The organism is Alkalispirochaeta alkalica DSM 8900 (assembly GCF_000373545.1).
Taxonomy (GTDB): domain Bacteria; phylum Spirochaetota; class Spirochaetia; order DSM-27196; family Alkalispirochaetaceae; genus Alkalispirochaeta; species Alkalispirochaeta alkalica.
On record NZ_KB891725.1, the window covers coordinates 1 to 17,097 of the forward strand.

At 62.2% G+C, this 17,097-nt stretch carries 14 protein-coding genes; 6 read left to right on the forward strand and 8 right to left on the reverse strand.

All coding sequences use genetic code 11. From position 1 onward, the window contains the following. The coding region (locus tag B071_RS0110070; RefSeq protein WP_498365808.1) for a nucleotide sugar dehydrogenase at window positions 1-953 on the reverse strand (953 nt) is incomplete at its 3' end. 151 nt (window positions 954-1,104) lie between these two features. Between B071_RS0110070 and B071_RS17010 the strand changes: the two genes are divergently transcribed. Continuing rightward, a complete protein-coding gene (locus B071_RS17010) occupies window positions 1,105-1,707 on the forward strand; it encodes a nitroreductase family protein (protein ID WP_018526969.1) in 603 nt (200 codons plus the stop codon). On the opposite strand, the gene B071_RS0110080 is transcribed toward B071_RS17010, so the two are convergent. The 6 genes from B071_RS0110080 to B071_RS0110105 form a co-directional block, all read right to left on the reverse strand. Continuing rightward, a complete protein-coding gene (locus B071_RS0110080; protein WP_018526970.1) occupies window positions 1,662-3,713 on the reverse strand; it encodes an alpha-amylase family protein in 2,052 nt (683 codons plus the stop codon). The two genes, B071_RS17010 and B071_RS0110080, sit on opposite strands and share 46 nt — an antisense overlap. Before the next feature lie 5 nt (window positions 3,714-3,718). Next, the gene (locus B071_RS17015) at window positions 3,719-4,570 is read right to left on the reverse strand and encodes a carbohydrate ABC transporter permease (RefSeq protein ID WP_018526971.1); all 852 of its coding nucleotides are present in this window, start codon (window positions 4,568-4,570) and stop codon (window positions 3,719-3,721) included. Further along, window positions 4,567-5,454: a carbohydrate ABC transporter permease gene (locus B071_RS0110090; RefSeq protein ID WP_040588086.1), complete on the reverse strand. Its 888-nt coding sequence runs from the start codon at window positions 5,452-5,454 to the stop codon at window positions 4,567-4,569. The genes B071_RS17015 and B071_RS0110090 overlap by 4 nt, the downstream gene beginning before the upstream one ends. Window positions 5,455-5,485: 31 nt before the next feature. Continuing rightward, window positions 5,486-6,796 (reverse strand): ABC transporter substrate-binding protein, encoded by a 1,311-nt coding sequence (locus B071_RS17020; protein WP_018526973.1) that lies wholly within the window; start codon window positions 6,794-6,796, stop codon window positions 5,486-5,488. Between the two features lie 105 nt (window positions 6,797-6,901). Then, window positions 6,902-8,401 carry a response regulator transcription factor gene (locus tag B071_RS0110100; protein WP_018526974.1) on the reverse strand — a complete coding sequence of 500 codons (1,500 nt, stop codon included), beginning with the start codon at window positions 8,399-8,401 and terminating at the stop codon, window positions 6,902-6,904. Then, window positions 8,398-10,164, reverse strand: coding sequence for a cache domain-containing sensor histidine kinase (locus tag B071_RS0110105; RefSeq protein WP_018526975.1), 1,767 nt, complete (start codon window positions 10,162-10,164; stop codon window positions 8,398-8,400). Before B071_RS0110105 ends, B071_RS0110100 begins: the two co-directional genes overlap by 4 nt. 63 nt (window positions 10,165-10,227) lie before the next feature. On the opposite strand from B071_RS0110105, the gene B071_RS0110110 reads away from it, so the two are divergent. Further along, on the forward strand, window positions 10,228-11,370 hold the full coding sequence (locus tag B071_RS0110110) for a PHP domain-containing protein (RefSeq protein WP_018526976.1): 1,143 nt from the start codon (window positions 10,228-10,230) through the stop codon (window positions 11,368-11,370). A gap of 19 nt (window positions 11,371-11,389) precedes the next feature. On the opposite strand, the gene B071_RS18545 is transcribed toward B071_RS0110110, so the two are convergent. Further along, window positions 11,390-12,229 (reverse strand): phosphatase PAP2 family protein, encoded by an 840-nt coding sequence (locus tag B071_RS18545; protein WP_018526977.1) that lies wholly within the window; start codon window positions 12,227-12,229, stop codon window positions 11,390-11,392. A 1,476-nt stretch (window positions 12,230-13,705) separates the two neighbouring features. On the opposite strand from B071_RS18545, the gene B071_RS18550 reads away from it, so the two are divergent. The 4 genes from B071_RS18550 to B071_RS0110145 all read left to right on the forward strand — a co-directional run bounded on the left by B071_RS18550 (window position 13,706) and on the right by B071_RS0110145 (window position 17,068). Then, window positions 13,706-14,629, forward strand: coding sequence for an adenylyltransferase/cytidyltransferase family protein (locus B071_RS18550; protein WP_169336337.1), 924 nt, complete (start codon window positions 13,706-13,708; stop codon window positions 14,627-14,629). Between the two features lie 33 nt (window positions 14,630-14,662). Then, window positions 14,663-15,193 carry an NfeD family protein gene (locus B071_RS17035; protein ID WP_018526980.1) on the forward strand — a complete coding sequence of 177 codons (531 nt, stop codon included), beginning with the start codon at window positions 14,663-14,665 and terminating at the stop codon, window positions 15,191-15,193. A 10-nt stretch (window positions 15,194-15,203) separates the two neighbouring features. After that, window positions 15,204-16,151 carry an SPFH domain-containing protein gene (locus B071_RS0110140; protein WP_018526981.1) on the forward strand — a complete coding sequence of 316 codons (948 nt, stop codon included), beginning with the start codon at window positions 15,204-15,206 and terminating at the stop codon, window positions 16,149-16,151. Next, the gene (locus B071_RS0110145; RefSeq protein WP_018526982.1) at window positions 16,148-17,068 is read left to right on the forward strand and encodes an SPFH domain-containing protein; all 921 of its coding nucleotides are present in this window, start codon (window positions 16,148-16,150) and stop codon (window positions 17,066-17,068) included. The genes B071_RS0110140 and B071_RS0110145 overlap by 4 nt, the downstream gene beginning before the upstream one ends. Window positions 17,069-17,097 lie beyond the last annotated feature (29 nt).

Here is a 17,097-nt window from a genome sequence, read left to right on the forward strand (position 1 = left end):
CGGTCGGCCACGTAGTCTTTCCTGGTCCTGTTGGCGTCCACGATGGCCTTGATGATATTGTTGGGCACGGCATCGTAGTTTGCCAGGAGCTGTTTGGTGTCCTTGGGCAGACAGTAGCCCCCGTANCCGAAGCTGGGGTTGTTGTAATGATCACCGATCCGGGGGTCCAGGCCGACTCCTTCGATAATCTGCCGGGCATCCAGCCCGTTCGTCTCGGCGTAGCTGTCCAGCTCGTTAAAGTAGGCCACCCGCAGGGCCAGGAAGGTGTTGGAAAAGAGTTTTACCGCCTCGGCCTCGGTGGAGTTGGTGAAGAGCACGGGAATGTCCTTTTTTTCTGCCCCCTGGACGAGCAGGTCCGCGAACCCCCGGGCCCGGGCCGAATCCTCGCCCACGATGATCCTGCTGGGGTAGAGGTTGTCGTAGAGCGCGCGNCCCTCCCGCAAAAACTCCGGTGAGAAGATAATGTTCTCCACCCCGAAACGCTGGCGGATTTCCCGGGTATACCCCACGGGTACGGTAGATTTGATCACCATGACCGTCCCGGGGTTTATCTCCAGAACATCCTGAATCACCGCCTCTACCGTGGAGGTATTAAAATAGTTTGTCTTTGGATCGTAGTCGGTGGGCGTGGCGATGATCACGTAGTCGGCACCGGTGTAGGCTGTTTTCTTGTCCGTTGTAGCGGTGAGATCCAGCTCTTTCTCTGCCAGGTACTGTTCTATTTCGGCGTCCACAATGGGCGAACGACGCTCGTTGATCAGCTGGACCTTCTCCTCAAGAATGTCCAGGGCAACCACCCTATTCTGCTGTGCCAGAAGCACTGCATTGGAGAGACCCACGTAGCCGGTCCCGGCAACTGCTATTTTCACTTNGCTTCTCCTTGGAATAATCTCCCGCTCCGCAGGCACCGCTGCGGCCCACAGGATATCTCCACACAAGCCTAGCGCGAACACCAAAAGAAGTCTATCGATATTCTTTTACCATTGCCGGCCCGAGGGCCGTTCCAAGGGCCGGCACGAGGTCAGTCCTGAGGCCGTTCCGAGGCCTCTCCCGAAGGGGATCTCCCCCTGTGACAGGCGGCTCTTCCCGGTGTAGTCTGGTCTCATGAGCTTTCAGGAACTGGTTCAGCTGCGCCGCAGCCTTCGATCCTACGCACCCCGGGAGGTGGCGTCGGCCGATATCCAGGCCTGTCTTGAGGCAGCGCGCCTGGCACCCTCGGCCTGCAACTCCCAGCCCTGGCACTACGTGGTGGTAACCGATCCCCCCAGGGTACGCGCCCTGGCGGCACTCACCCGTGGCCCCGGGGGGCGACTCAACGGCTTTGCCAGTCAGGCCCCGGTTATGGTNGCCCTCGTGGCAGAACGGCCCAATATCAGCGCCCGCCTCGGAGGATTCCTGAAGAGAAAACCCTTCTACCTCCTGGACATCGGCATATCGGCCCAGCATTTCTGCCTTCAGGCGGAAGAGCTGGGCCTGGGGACCTGCATGATCGGCTGGTTCCGGGAGCGGGCNACGGCCCGCCTCCTGGGCGTCCCCCGGTCGCGAAGAATCCCCCTCATGATCACCCTGGGCTATCCCGGCACCCCCGCAGGGGAAGAACCAGCCCCGGCCAGGCCACCAAAAAAACGCAAGCCCCTGGAGCAGATCGCCAGCTCCGGCACCTACGGAACCCCCTGGCAGGAGCAGGCCAGAATCGCCCAGCCCTGAAGACGGGGAAGCCTTATCCGCACCTGGCCATCCCCCCCGGCCTGCACCGGCAGCTCCTCCCCGTCGGGAAGAATCCCGGCGCGGATAACCTCGAACTTCCCTCGCGTCCGCAACGTGATCGTCAGGTCGTGCAGGGGCACAACGTCCTCAATCACATCGAGGGAGCGACCCCGTCGCTCGGGAACATAATAGAGCAGGTGAATCAGAAGGCAGGCTTTTTCCGGATGATACCTGGCGGTCACGATGAGACCTGAAGGGCCGTCGTGGCTGCACAGATCGGGACCTATCAGCTCCTCCACAGCGTTGCGAACCAGCAGTTTCACCCACCGGGGACTCCGCTCAAAATAGGTGGTGAAGAGGGGATGGCAGAAATAGAGCGACCGNTCCGTAGATATCACCCCGGGAAGTCCCTGGCGGGAGCGGTCGGGAGGACTCTGCTGGTGNGAACAGTATCGTCGGGGAGACCTGTCAAAACAGGAGGGTGTGATCGCGAGTTCTACCCTCCCCTCCGGCCCGGGAATCACCTCCCGGCCCCGCAGGTACATCACGTGGGGAGTCTCGGGGAGATCCCGCCCCAGCGGACCCCGGGGCACCAGATAGTCGGCAAAATCGTTACGCTCGTAGGCCCTGCCGTGGGGGTCGCACCCCGCACCATCCCGGAGGGCCTGCGGTGCGGCGACAACACCGGCGGNGGAAAAGGTGGAATCGAAGGTTGCCAGGACACGCCCGCCGCCCTGCAAAAAGGACTCGACAAAGGCGGTCGTCCCGGGCGTCACGGGAACCCTGTCNGGAAAAATCAGGAGCTCGTAATGCGACGGGTCCGAGGCGAGGTCGATCACGGAAAACTGAAANCCGCACTCCTGGAGAAGTCGCACGGCGCCGATCATCTCTCCGGGCTGTTCCGACTGCGACCACTCCTCCGTGGTGACCAGGGCGATCCTGCCCAGGGGCCTGCTCCCCCGCACCCAGGGTTCCACAGCCCGTACCTTCCCGAAAACTTCGCCGATCAGCTCGTAGGCGCGTTCATCGAGTTCNCCCGAGGGAACCAGCTGATCNCCCACGGAACACCCCGCNCCGTGGGCGAGCATCTGAAAGCACTCAAACTCCAGGGCCGCCTCGTTCTTGTAGGAATGAAAATCCCCCCAGTAGGTATGAAATCTGCCGGTCATGCCGATCATCTCTTTTCCCAGCCCCTGGGCGTAGCGGGCAACGTAGGGAAAGTGCGTATACCCCCACCCTCCCGAGGGAAGCGATTCGATCTCCAGGTGAGAAAAACTCTCCAGGGAGGAACGGAGCCGAGGTGCCACATGAGAAGCGTTGTAGAACAGGGTGCAGTCGGGATTTTCCTTCCTGACCAGGCTGGACATATCGCGCCGGAACCGGTCCGCCACCAGCCGTGCAAAACGGGCCCGCTCCTCTTCGTTCCAGGGGTCCAGCCCCTCCTCTTCCATTCCCGCCAGACACCGGGGACAAACACAGGGCACATCCCGCACAATATCAAAAAACAGACCCTGGGGATCGAAGCGCTCCAGAAGCTCCCGGGTATGGTCAAAGAGAAAGTCCCGGTAGGAGCTGTTCACGCACAGCGTCGCGTAGAACCCCGGTTCCAGAGGCGCCTGACCGTGCCATCCCCCCCGGGGATCCTGACAGCACCATTCGGGGTGTTCGCGCATCATCCAGCCGTCCCACTGGACGGTTGTATACAGCGGAACTCTGATACCCCTTTCGCGGAGCGCGAGAATCTGTTCATCCAGCAGATTGGGCCGTTCCAGAAAGGGATGAACAAGGTGGGGGTGTTTTTCCGACTGGTAGTAGAGGTACCCGTGATGGCACCGGGCAAAACAGGTGATCGAATCAACCTGCGCCCTGGCGAGGCGCTCGGCAAACTCCTGGGGGTCGAAGGCCGATCCTACCCCGCGAATATGGCCACTGGTGTGNAAGTCCAGGTGAACCTGGCGAAACGAGATATCGCTCTGTCCGGTCTTTCGGTGTGTCTCATCTGTCATGGCTGTTACTCCTTCAGGGCTCCCGCCGCCAAACCGTGCTCGATCCTCTCCTGAAAGAGCATGTAAATGACGATCATGGGGATGACCGCCACCGTCACCGCTGCAAANACAGGGCCCAGCTCGATATGCCAGGATCCCTGGAAACGCAGAAGTGCCAGAGAGATGGTATTCATCCGGGGACGATTGATAAAAAGCAGGGCAAAGATCAGGTCGTTGTAGATACCCCGAAAGGTAATGATCCCCGCCGTGGCGAGCGCGGGTGTGCTCAGGGGCAGCACCACCCGAAAGAGCACGTGGCCCGGTNTGGCGCCATCGATGATCGCGCTCTCCTCCAGTTGCGCCGGGATACCCCGCATGAACCCCGTAATGATCAACACTGCCATGGGAACACTGAACCCGCTGTAGAGAACAATCAGCGAAGAGTAGCGGTTCGCCAGACCTGCCCGGTTAATCATTCGAACCAGGGGAATCAGGGTCGAGTGGATCGGAATCATAATACCCAGCGCAAAGAAGAGAAACACCCAGGGCAGGTAGCGCAACCGGTACCGGGCCAGCGCAAAGGCAGCCATACTCGCCGCTCCCAGCACCAGCGCAGTTGCCCCAACCGCGAAAAAGAGACTGTTCCCGATCGCCAGAACCATGTTATGGCGCCCGAAAGCAGCCGCGTAGTTTCCAACCCGCCAGATCCCGGGCAAGGAAAAGGGGTTGTAGTAAATCTCGTCGGTGGATTTGAAGGACGAGAGGAAGGAAAAGATCAGGGGATACAGAGTCAGNAGGCCCCATAACGCTGCAAATCCGTANCCCCCCAGACGNCCTGCCGAGATAAAACGCCTGGAACCNCTGGTCCGAACGATCATATATCCTCCCTGGGTGCAAAGACCTTCTGGAGCACCCCCGTCGCGAGCAGACTCAGGACCAGCACAATGACCCCGATGGCGCTTCCCACACCAAAACGGGAGTAGTTAAAGGCCTGATAATAGAGCATCGTCACGGGAACATCGGACGCACCGTTTGGCCCTCCACCGGTCATCACAAAAATCATGTCGAACACCTTCAGGGATCCCGTCACCATGAGAATGAAGTAGAGGCGAAAGCTCTCCCGCATCAGGGGAATCGTGATGTGNAGCAACCTCCCTCCGTACCCTACGCCGTCGATAGCCCCNGCCTGATACAACTCGTCGGGAATGGAAACCAGCCCCGCCGAGAATATGATCATGTTCAACCCCGCAAAGACCCAGGCGCTCACAAAGGCCACCGAGAAAATCGCCATCTGGGGATNNCCCAGCCAGTTTTGGGCAAGTCCGGGGAGCCCCGCCACCCGAAANAAGGTATTTATCGCCCCCGTGGCGGGATTCATGATGTGCTTCCAGAGGATGCCCACGGCCGTGACGGGAAGAACCACCGGCAGGAAGTAGGCAACCTTGAAAAACCGGGCACCCCGCAGCGTCGACGTGACCACCAGCGCCAGGACAAAGGCCAGAGGCCCCTGGAACAAGACGCCCTGAAGCAGAAAGACCCCCACGTTTCGCAGGGCCANGCGAAACTCCTGGCTCTCCAGAACGAACCGGTAATTATCGAACCCGCGAAACTCCAGCGGNGAAACGGGAATACCGTTCCAGGAGTGAAAACTCAGGTGAATTGCATCGAGGATCGGGTAGATCATGCAACCCACGTACAGAAGCAACGCCGGCAGCAAAAAACAGAAGGTCGATAACACCGGCCTGGCCGACCTNGACTCCATCACGGGGCACCTCCTTGCTCCATCACCGGACCTACCGGCNGCCCCGGTTCACTTCCTGNTGGATCTCACGGGCCGCTTCCCGGGGGGACTGGCCGGCGAACATTCCCTGGATGCTGTTTCGCAGACGGTCCGTCATCTGCGGCAGGGGATCGTAGGAGTCCAGATCGGTTCGAAGNGCCCGGGCTTCGGCGAGCGCCTGGGCGTGCTCTGCCGTCAGGCGATCTACGGCGTCCTGGTCTGCCTCGAGACGAACGGGGTACACTCCGCCGCCCACAGCCTTCTGGATCGTGGCGAAAGCCTCGGGAGAGGTGAGAAACTTCAGCAGCGACACAACGATNTCCTGCCGTTCCGGGGACATGGTGCCGGACAGGGAGAGCCCTCCCGCNGCGCCGCCCATCCAGACATCCCGGTAGCGGGGATAGTCGGCAAAGGAGGGAAAGGGGATAAACCCGATGTGCTCGGCCAGGGGCGATGCGTTGGCAGATCCGATGTACCAGCTGCCGTCCATGTGCATGGCGGTATCNCCGGCGTGAAAGAGAGCGACCTCTTCGTTGTGGGAAGCCGTGACCACGTTATCGCCGAAGAAGCCACGCCTGTGCCAGTCGTCGATCAGGGTGAGCACCTCGATCACCTCGGGGCCATCCCACGGGACCGATCGATCGGCGAGCTTNCGGGCAATCTCCTCGCCGTGCCGCTTGAGCATCAGGTTCGTAAAGAGATGCCCTCCCCGCCAGATCGCGTGGTTTCCGATCGCCATGGGAATGATCCCCTCACCCAGGAGCACGTCGGCCACCGCCTCAAAATCTTCAACCGTCCGGGGAGGTTCGAGCCCCAGATCCCGAAAAATCTGTCTGTTATAAAATATTCCCACCCCGAAGGACTCGTAGGGAACACCGTAGATTCCGTCGAGATCGTCGAACTGCCAGTTTTCGAAGAGCGGGAGGAAAAAGTCCCGCCACTGCGGGTCGGCNGTCAGAAAGGGTTCCAAATCAAGATAGACCCCGTTCTCGGCGTACTGGCGGAACGCAGCGCCTCCCAGGGTGTACACCACGTCGGGGGTATTTCCCGTGGCGATGGCCGTTCTCAGACGGTCGTTGAAGGATATCTCGTTTCCCACGGACTCATCGACAACGCGCACGTTCTCGTGGAGCGCGTCAAAATCCCGCAGCAGCTGCTGAAACGCCGCCTCGTGGGGGGCATCGCTGGCCCAGCGAGTCTGAACCCGAATTTCCTGACGCCTCCCCTGGCCCTCTCCGGCACCGCCGGCCCGGACCTCACCGGAGATACCACAAAAAAGCAAGAGACCCATGGCAATAGCCACGGCNGTTCGAACTGTTCCCATACCAACTCCTTTCGTTATTCCAGATCGCGGCGTGCATCTGGCCTGACGGTATTGTCCCCCTCCTTTTTCGTGCCGTGAATGGATTCTTTTTGGGAGATTCGGGATTTATTTTGTCTTTTGCCGGAATCGCCGGAGGACAACCGAGGGNGCCTCGCCGTAGTGACGCTTGAAACAGCGGCTGAAGTAGTAGGGATCCTGGTACCCGCAGGCCGACGCGACCTCGGCCAGATCGGCAGCGCCCTCGCTCATAACCGTGAGAGCGTGGGCCAGCCGCCGGGCCGTAAGATACTCGGTCACGGATTGTCCCGTGTGCTGCTTGAAAATTGTGGAGAGATAACTCGGGTTAGCCGCNGAGCCCTGGGCAATATCGTTGAGCGAGAGCCGGGAGTCGGCAAAGCGTTCTTCCATCACCTGCCGCGCCGCATCGACGTGGCGCAAAGCCGGTGAATAGGGAGCAGCGGCGTGGGGAAAATCCCNGGTCAGCCGTTCCACCAGCCGGCACCGGGCATCGTCCAGATCGCAGGACTCCCCCAGAATCTCTTCGGCCTCCCGGGGAAGAGGCCTTCGCGTTCCCCGGGTATCGTAGGCAAAGACGTACAGAAAGAGATCAGCCAGGACGTGTTCCAGCACGGAGTAGGCAGGAAGACGTTCCTGTACCAGCGAAAAGAGCCGTCCCAGAAGCTCTCCAACCATTTCCGCATCGTTCTGCATCAGCGCGGCAAAAATCTGTACCTGAATGCCCCGCATCACGTCGGGTTCAATCGCACCAGAGCCCCCCCGCTCGTTCGTGAAACGGGAAGAGCCGAAGGGCGAACCCGGAAAAAACCGCTCCGTTCGGGCACGCTCCCGGGCCAGAGCGGCCCGNCCCCGAAGCGCAGCGTCCCCGGGATCCCGCTCTCCCGCCTCATCCAGAACAAACCCCGCGCATAACCCCCGGCGCAGGGGCCGGCCCGGATCGGGCACCANCCTCCCCGCGAGGGCCTCCACGGCCCGACCCCGGCAAAAGAAGACAACCCCCGACGAATCCCTCTCCTGGCCGAGNAGAAACTCCCGCGCCGGGGTACCGGAGAAGCAGGCCGCTTCCACCCAGGAGAGAACCTCGCAACAGAGCCGTTCCGGGGCATCGGGGAGAAAGGGAAACCCCTGGATCGCCACGGAGAGCAGAGCCGATCCCTCGCCGGGAAGAGCACCACCGCTCCAGGAGAGCTCGGGAAGCTCCGATTCCCTGCGGGAATTCACCACCTCCTGCACCACCCGCAGCAGTTCCGCCGAATCCACCGGCTTGAGTACATAATCGCGCACGCGGGAGCGCAGGGCNCGGCGCGCAAAAGAGAAATCATCGTGCCCCGTAAGAACCACCACGGCGCCCTCGTACCCCTCACGACGAAGCTCCTCAACCAGCGAGAGGCCATCGAGACGCGGCATAACCACATCGGTGACGATCAGGTCGATATCCTCTTCCCGGTACCGCCGCAGTGCCTCCAGACCATCGGAGGCCTCAAGAATACGGGAAAACCCCGCCTCCTCCCAGGCAAGCGCCCCCCGGAGCCGTTCGAGGGCGAGCGGTTCGTCGTCTACAAGTAGTACGGTCCTGCTGTCCCTCATCCCTGCCTCAGGCCTCCCTCGCGCGCAGCATATCCCCCTGCCCGGGGGATCAGGATAGTCACTTCCGTCCCCTGGCCCGGCGCAGAGGAGACAGAAACAAGATCGGCCAGACCGAAGGCCGCCTCGAGCCGCTGGCGTACGCTGGACAGGCCGAACCNCTCTTTCTGGTGGCGGGGAGAGAACCCCACCCCGTTGTCCTGAACCCGGATCAGGGCGCCCCGTGCTCCGGAGTCAGCGGTGATGTGACACACCCCTCCCGGAACCATCGGCTTCAACCCGTGAAAAATGGCATTTTCCACCACCGGCTGCAGAAGCATGCGCGGCAGGGGAATCCCCGAAACCTCGGGATCAGCCGCTATGCTCCAGGAAAAGCCCCCCCGGTACCGGACCTGCAGGAGCTTGAGGTAGTCATCGCAGAGAGCGAGCTCCTCGCCAATCGTCGAAACCCCGCGACCTTCCCCCAGAACCCTGCGGTAAAATCGGCACAAGGTCTGAATNAAGGGTGGAATATCGCCGACCGCTCCCCGTTCGGCCAGGCCTGCCACGGTGTCCAGGGTGTTATAGAGAAAGTGGGGGTTCATGCGTANCCGCATCGCCTCCAGAGCCTGCTCCCGTTCTGCTTCGTGGCTGTGNCTGATCTCTTCCAGGAGCGCCGAGGTCTTGTCCAGCATTGCATTGAACGTCCGCGCCAGCTGGCCCACCTCGTCCTGGCTTGTCACCTCGACCCGAACCTCCATGTCCCCCGAGGCAACGTCGTTCATCGTCTCTGCCATGGCGCGNAGGGGTCGGGAAAACCAGGAAGCGATAACTCTGGCAGCCACCAGGGTGATCGCCACGGCCAGAACTCCCAGAAAGCCAAAACCCAGGAGCGCCGGCAAAAGATCCCGAAAGACCACCCCCCGGGGAATCACCCCCGCCACGGCCCATCCCGTGGCCGGCAGGGGCTCCATGAAGAGAATGCTCTGCCCCCGGGAGATCTGAATCGACTCCCATCCCCTGGAACCGGTTGTGGCGGGCAGGGCGGCTTCGATTATCCCGGGACGGGTGAAGAGCCGGTCCGTATCTGGAGCCGAGATGATCCTCCCCTGGTGATCCACCAGACAGATCTTCCCCCCAGGCCCCAGGGAAACCTCCTGGTACAGCCCTGCCAGGGTTCGCTCGGCGAGATGGATCTCGACAAACCCCAGATGAACACCGGTGTTCCAGCTGTAAATTGCCCGGGCAAGCGAAAGAAGCGGAAGGGGCCTGCCGTCGCGGGTATGTTCGCTGCTATGGGTTGGTCGCCAGAGCAGACTTCCCCGGTCTTTCAACAACCGCTGCCGCGCCTCATCGGGGAGGCCCTCAACCGCCGAGAGAAATCCCGAGGAGAACCGGTAGCCCCGGTGATCGTAAATTATCAGGGAATCCACCTTGGACCGGGGATAGACGATACTGTTCATGGGACCCTGGAGCCGCGTTATCACTTCAAAGGGGGGCGGCCCCTGCGCATGACGCCTCTCTTCAAGCACCTCCTGAACCGCAGGCGAGGCACTGATGAGCAGGGAATAATGATCCAGGCTCTCGCCGAGGAGTTCCATCTTGTCCCTCACCAGAACCAGGCTCTGCCTGGTTGCCTCCAGACGCTGCACACGAAGCCGCCTGTAGGCCTGGTGGCCAAGAACAAGTGTCACCAGGGCAATGAGCGTAACCGCGAAAATCGAGATAACCAGCCGGACCTTTCGCTCGATCGATACCGCGCTCCGGCCAGGCCACAGCCATTTCATAATGGCCACCAGTATACGCGCCCCGGCGCGTGCAGACCAGTCAAAGACTGCTATAATTATTCCATGGTCAAGACGATTCTGGGGGCTGCCCTGGCGGCGCCTCTTCTGCTCGTGGCGCTCCCCCTTCTGTTTCGCGCTGCCCCCGGTTCGCCCGCACCGGCGAGCCCCCCTGCCGAGGGGCACCCTCTCTACACCATTCCCCTGCCGGAGGATCTGCCCCCCCGGGAAATCCTCCTTCATAACCCCTATCAGGGAATCGACTGGGCCGGGGCAACCCGGCACACGGCGAACCTCCACACCCATACCCGCTTCAGCGATGGCCTCTACTCGCCCCGGCGCATGATCAGGGAGTACCGGGAACGGGGCTACACCATCCTCGCCATCACCGATCACAACCACGTGACCTGGCCCTGGCCCGACCTCGGTCACGGGGCAGAACAGAAACCGGAGCACCACGGGTTCCGCGCCATGACGGCGATCATGGGAAACGAGATCTCCGATGTACACCACCTGGGGAGTTATTTCACCAATTACAATATCGCGGGCCGCCGTTACCGCCCCATCCTGGGCCGTCTTGGCCAGCGCCGGGCCGACATCACCATCCAGGAGGTGCTCCACCAGATCGGCCAGCGCCGGGGCGCAGCCGTGCTCTTTCACCCGGGTCGCTATTCCCTCCCCCTGGAATGGTACTACGATCTCTTCCTCGACTATCCCCACCTGCTGGGGCTCGAAGTGATCAACCGGAACAACCGGTATCCCCGGGACGTATACCTCTGGGATGCCCTTCTCTCGGCCCTGATGCCCGAACGCCCCCTCTGGGGGTTTGCCTCGGACGACTCCCACCGGCTCGGCCACATAGGCTACGCCTTTTCAGTCTTTCCCCTGGAAGAAGCCACTCCCCGGAGGGTGCGGGCGGCCATGGAAGGAGGAGCGTTCTATTTCTCCCACGCCGGGAGGGGCAGAAAGGCTCCGGTGATCACCGAAATTATTCACGATCCCCGGGAGGGGGTCATCACGATCGTGCCCGACGAGGAGCACCTCTCGCTGCGCTGGATATCCCTGGGAAGAGAGATCCACCGGGGAGAGACCCTGCGCTACCGGGAAACTCCGGGGATCGGTCGCTACGTCCGGGCAGAGCTGCGCCGCCCGGGGGGCGAGGGGGTCACCTTCACCAACCCCTTTGCGGTCCTGCCCGCCACACCCTGAGCACCCGCGCCCGGCTGTTTCAGAAGGGGACGCTCACCTGCAGCCCCAGGCCCTCCTCCCCCAGGAGGGGGCTCAGGTGAAAGGGAGCGGCCTCGCTTCTGCGGTGCAACGCCGGCACGAGCCACCCCACGGCGCTCCCCCAGACCATTCCCGCAGCAACATCGGTGATGAAATGCCTCCCTGCTGCCACACGGGAGACGGCGACACCCGTGGCAAGCCCGTAGGAGGTGGCACTCACCAGATACCGGGTCCTGCGCTCCATCTCCAGATCGGCCATAATCACCGTAGCAAAGGTGGCTGCTGCGAAGGTATGGGTGGCGTGCCCCGAGAAGAAGGATTTTCGGGACCCCTGATCGGTCATGTGCTCGTCGGGAGTATCGTCGTAGTAGGCGTGGGGGCGGTAGCGCGGGAAAAAATGGAGCAGCGTCTCCTTGGATCCGTAGGAAAGAAGCAGGGTCTGCCCGTACATCATCCCCAGGGTAAAGAGTTCGGAAAAGTTCCGGTTGGCCGCAGCGGGGAAGGGTGCCAGGAGCGCCACAAAAAAGAGCGCGTGCCCCGTGACCTGAAGGGTCTCGTTATAGCGGTTCACTGCCAGCCGGTCCAGGGGATTGATATCACCCTTGTCGAGCCGTTCGGGGCCGTATTCCGCCGCCGTGGTGTGGGGATTGGTCTCTTCCAGAAGATAACTGAGACCGGTGAGTCCCAGACCGGTGGCAGTGATCGCCACCTCGCGGCGGAGCGAGAGTTCGTAGGGAAAATCGGGCGATACCTCGTACCAGTCCCAGGGAANCGCTCCCAGGGAGCCCCCCGGCAGAACCAGGATCGCCAGGGCGAGAAAAGAAAAAATCCTTCGTGTCATGGAGGGCGGAGCGTATCAGGAATCGGGCACCCAGAAAAGCTCCGGCCCCCGAAAAATCAGACCGGTCTAAGGAAACTGCCGGGGGCCGACCCGGGAAAACGCAGGCACTGCCGACGGCCACTGCTGGTACTGCTGGCGACACGCCCAGGGGGCACACGTCCGGGGGTACGTCCGGGGGTACGTCCGGGGGTACGCCCGGGGAAGGACACTCCCCGAGGGGATGGCAGCTAGAGCCGAACCCCCGCAAAAAGCCGCAGCACCAGGTCCTCCTGAAAAGCGCCAAACTCGCTGTCGGCGGCTCCGCTGGTCCAGATGATCTCGGCCCCCGCCTCAAAGGGGGCCATCCCCAGAAAGAGGATTTCCTGCTCCACCAGCATGCTCTGGTCGTCCAGATTTCGCGTAAGACGATGCTCGCTCCGCCACCGCGAGGAGCCCTCCAGCAGGAACCGCATGTGGAGGTAGTGCTCCCCGGGACGCAAGAACGCCCCCGCTCCATCGCTGGTCACCGGAAAGGGCATCTCTGTTCCCGTATGGTTCAGGGCAAGACCGTTATAATGATACTCCCCCGTCAGCTCCAGAGACCCTCCCCCGGGGAGGTCCTCGCGGATCCCCCCGGAGACCCCCGCCAGAAAACGGGGCTGCCACTCCTGCCGGTGGGGGTTATACCACTCCAGGGCGAGTTCTGTTCCCCCCCGCAGACGGTCCCCGGCCAGCCTGGCGTACAGCCCGGGCCGCACCATGGTGTCTCTCTGCATCACCACNGTTCCNCCCATCCGTCGCTCTTCCCCNGCGCTTTTCCCGACCCTTCGCTCCGCTGTGAGCGCGGCCCTGACCAGGCGCCAGGGCGTGTCGGTCCCCTGGGTGTCATCAAAGGCATCCTGAAAGGCCAGACNCGCCGAGAGGATTCCCCGGGATCCGTCCCCGAACCGGAGCTCCGCCCCGTCAAAGCCGGGGGATCTCTCCCGAAGAGCTCCCCGGGGGTGCAGGCCATCGGTGACAGAGAAGAAGAGGCCCGCCGGGTTCCCCTCCTCCCACAGCCTCTGCCGGCCCGCCGTAAGCTCCACCCCCGGGGCCAGGGTGGTCCTCAGAAAGNCCTGNTANAGCTCGTGGGAGAGCTCTGCCCGGGCGGGATTCTCCGCCCCTGTTCCCCCCGTTCCCGCTCCGGACCAGCTCCGCGGAGCGGGAAAGTAAAATATCCCGTGATCGGCAAAAAAAAGAGTGCCCTCCGANANAACCCGGTGGCGCGCCAGAATCTCCCCGGCAGAGCCCGATTCCCAGGTATCACGCTTGTCCTCATCCACCACGGCCAGGGAGTCCCGACTGTGGGCCGTCTCTCCGTAGATTCGAACCGTGGCCTCCACCGAATAGGGAGCTTCTGCCGCGAGCGGAATCACACTGCCCAGCACAAGAAACCCCGCAAGCACCCCTCTTCGCATTGATTCTCCCTCTTCAGATATGCATACTCTACCACTCTCAATGATAGGCGTCATCCTGGGGCGGTTCATGCCCCCTCACACAGGTCATCTCTACCTGGTCGATTTTGCCCGTGCCATGGTAGATCACCTCTATATTCTGGTCTGTACCCTCTCGTCGGAGCAAATCCCCGGTGAAAAACGGTTTGCCTGGATGCAGGAGCTGGCCCCTCACTCCACGGTCCTGCACATCACCCGGGAGATTCCCCAGGCACACCGGGATTCGCCCCAGGCTCCGGCCCTCTGGGCCCAGGCGATCCGCCAGGCCGTGCCGGACGAAATAACCCGCGTCTTTGCCTCCGAGAGCTACGGCCACGACCTTGCCCGGCACCTGAAGGCACAATTTATTCCCCTGGACCCCTCGCGGCACAACATTCCCGTATCGGCCTCGATGATCCGGCAGGACCCCTGGAAGCACTGGGACTATATCCCGCCCCCCGTGCGGCCCTGGTTTCTCCGACGCCTGGCCGTCCTGGGAAACCCNGCCCTGGCACGAACCCTGGCGGCCGACCTGGGCACCGTAGCGGCCCACCCCTACGAGGAGTTTCTGGGGACGACCGGCACCACCCTCTCCGGGGAAGAGTGCCGCCGTGCAAACCGGGCCACCCTGGAGGCCCTCTCCCGACAGGCCCGGCGNGTCCTCGTTCTGGATCTTCCCTCGGAGCGCTCCCTCGGGGACCTTCCCGCCGGGCACCTCCCCCACCTCGTTATCGGCGAGACCCCTCCCGGGCCCAAACCGGGGAGATCTCCCGGCACACCCTTTCTGCGAACCACCGAGGCCACGGTGCACCGGGTGGAGAGAATTCTCGCCCCGCCCGGCCCCGACCGTCTGCCCGAGGGGGACNCTTCCCGACTCGAGAACAGCTCTGTCCAGCTCGACCCAGGCCCTGCCCGCCCCGAAGAGAACTCTGCCCGGCAGAAGAATTGACATCCTGCCCCGAGACACCTAGAGTTATACCCTATGGACAGTGCAATCTGGGCAATCCTGGGCGGAGTTCTGCTCCTGGCGGAGTTTGGCTTTCCCGAGTTCATCCTGGTCTTTTTTGGCCTGGGAGCCCTNCTGAACGCCCTGGTGATCGCCCTGGCTCCCCACCTTCAGGGGGCCTACCACCTGCAAATCATCCTCTGGGCAGCCACCAGTTGCCTGAGCCTCCTGGCGTTGCGCCGCTATCTTTCGGCCTGGTTTTGCGGCACCCCGGGGAATCCCCCGCCCACCCCCTTCGAGGATGATCTGGGAGCCTCGGCCGAGACGATTGAACCGATCACCCCGGAAGAGCCCGGCCGGATCCGCTTCCGGGGTACCTCCTGGCAGGCGATCTCGGCGGGCGAAACCATCCCCCGGGGAACGACTGTAACAATCCTGGGCCGTGACAACGTCACGTATCTGGTCACTCCGGAAAAGATCACTCCGGAACAGAAGGAGGAACCGGAGCACCCAGAGACAGACCCCTCGTCCTCTGCCCGCGAGGGCAGAGATCATCCACTCACGTAAGGAGCATACCATGTCCATTTTTGGCGCCTATATCAGCTCGGTACTACTACTGCTGCTGGTATTCACCATCTTCTTCAAGCTGATCCGGATNGTCCCCGAACAGCAGGCCTGGGTTGTGGAACAACTGGGAAAGTTTCACGCCATCCTCGGTCCGGGGCTCCACCTGGTTATTCCCGTAATCCAGCGGGTCTCCTACAAGCAGGTCATGAAAGAAGAAGTCATCGACGTCCCGCCCCAGCTCTGCATTACCAAAGACAACGTCCAGGTCTCGGTGGACGGCATCCTCTATCTTCAGGTGGTTGATCCGGAAAAAGCAAGCTACGGCATCGACAACTACCGCTTTGCCACGGCCCAGCTCGCCCAGACAACCATGCGTTCCGAGATAGGAAAGATCGAGCTGGACCGCAGCTTCTCCGAACGGGACCAGATCAACGACGCCATCGTCCGGAGCGTGGACCTGGCCAGCGACCCCTGGGGTATCAAGGTAACCCGCTACGAGATCCGCGACATCACGCCCTCAGCCACGGTGATGGAGGCGATGCAACAGCAGGTTCGGGCAGAACGGGAAAAACGGGCCGAGATCCTCTCGAGCGAGGGAATTCGCGAAGCCAGAATCAACAGCTCCAAGGGAGACCGGCAACAATCGATCAACCTCTCCCAGGGTGAGCGGCAGCGGCGGATCAACGAGGCCGAAGGCCGGGCCCGGGCCACGGAGATCATCGCCTCGGCCACGGCCGAAGGAATCAGCCAGGTGGCATCGGCGATCAACCTTCCCCAGGGGAAATCAGCCGTGGCGGGCCGGGTGGCCCAGCAGTTCCTCGCCGGACTGGGTGATATCCTCCGGAAAAGCGATACCGCCGTTCTCCCCGCCGATCTCGCCCAGTTGCGGGCCGTGGTCGATTCCCTTCGGTCGGGTGATCCCCTTCGATCCGGTACAAACCAGGGAGGTGCCTCGTGAATCCCCTCTTCCCCTTGCAAGTCGTCCTGGCAGCCCTCTCGCTGGTGCTGGTGGTATCTATCCTCCGCAGCATCCGGGTTGTCCCGGCAAAATCGGTTCTGGTGATCGAGCGTCTTGGAAAATACGCCAAAACCCTCCACGCCGGATTTCACATCCTGGTACCCTTTCTGGACCGCGTGGCCTACACCCACAGCCTGAAAGAACAGGCCATCGACGTTCCTACCCAGCCCTGTTTCACCTGGGATAACGTCAAGGTCGATGTGGATGGGGTCCTCTACTACCGCGTGGTAGACCCCAGGAAGGCGAGCTACGGAATCACCAATTACGAGTACGCCACGGTTCAACTCGCCCAGACCACCATGCGGTCGGTAATCGGCAAGCTGGAGCTGGACAAAACCTTCGAGGAGCGGGACAGCATTAACGCCGCCATCGTTGCCGAGGTGGACGCCGCCGGCAGCGCCTGGGGCGTGGAAGTGACCCGCTACGAGATCCAGAACATCGATGTCCCCGCCGAGATTCTGCAGGCCATGGAGGCCCAGCTCAGGGCAGAGCGGGAAAAACGCGGGCAGATCGCACGTTCCCTGGGGGAGATGGAATCAAAAATCAACCACTCCGTGGGAGAAATGGAAGAGTCCATCAACCGGTCCGAGGGCGAAAAGGAAAAATGGATTAACGAGGCCGAGGGGCAGGCAGCGGAAATTCGTGCCCTGGCCACCGCCACGGCAGCCTCGCTGCGGGAGATCGCCAAAGCCCTGGAGACTCCCGGCGGCGACGAGGCCCTCTCGCTGCAACTGGCAGAACAGTATCTGGGGGAGCTCCGTCATCTGGCACGCGGCGAAACCCGGGTCATCCTTCCCCTGGACCTGACCGATATGGAGGGCATCCTCGGATCGGTCCGGGCGCTCATCAAGTCCTGACACTCGCGGCCGCCCCGATCCAGGGGCGG

Excerpts from the sequence above, each read along its gene's own strand:
- B071_RS0110110 (WP_018526976.1), top strand. The coding sequence starts at position 10,228 with ATGGTCAAGACGATTCTGGGGGCTGCCCTGGCGGCGCCTCTTCTGCTC.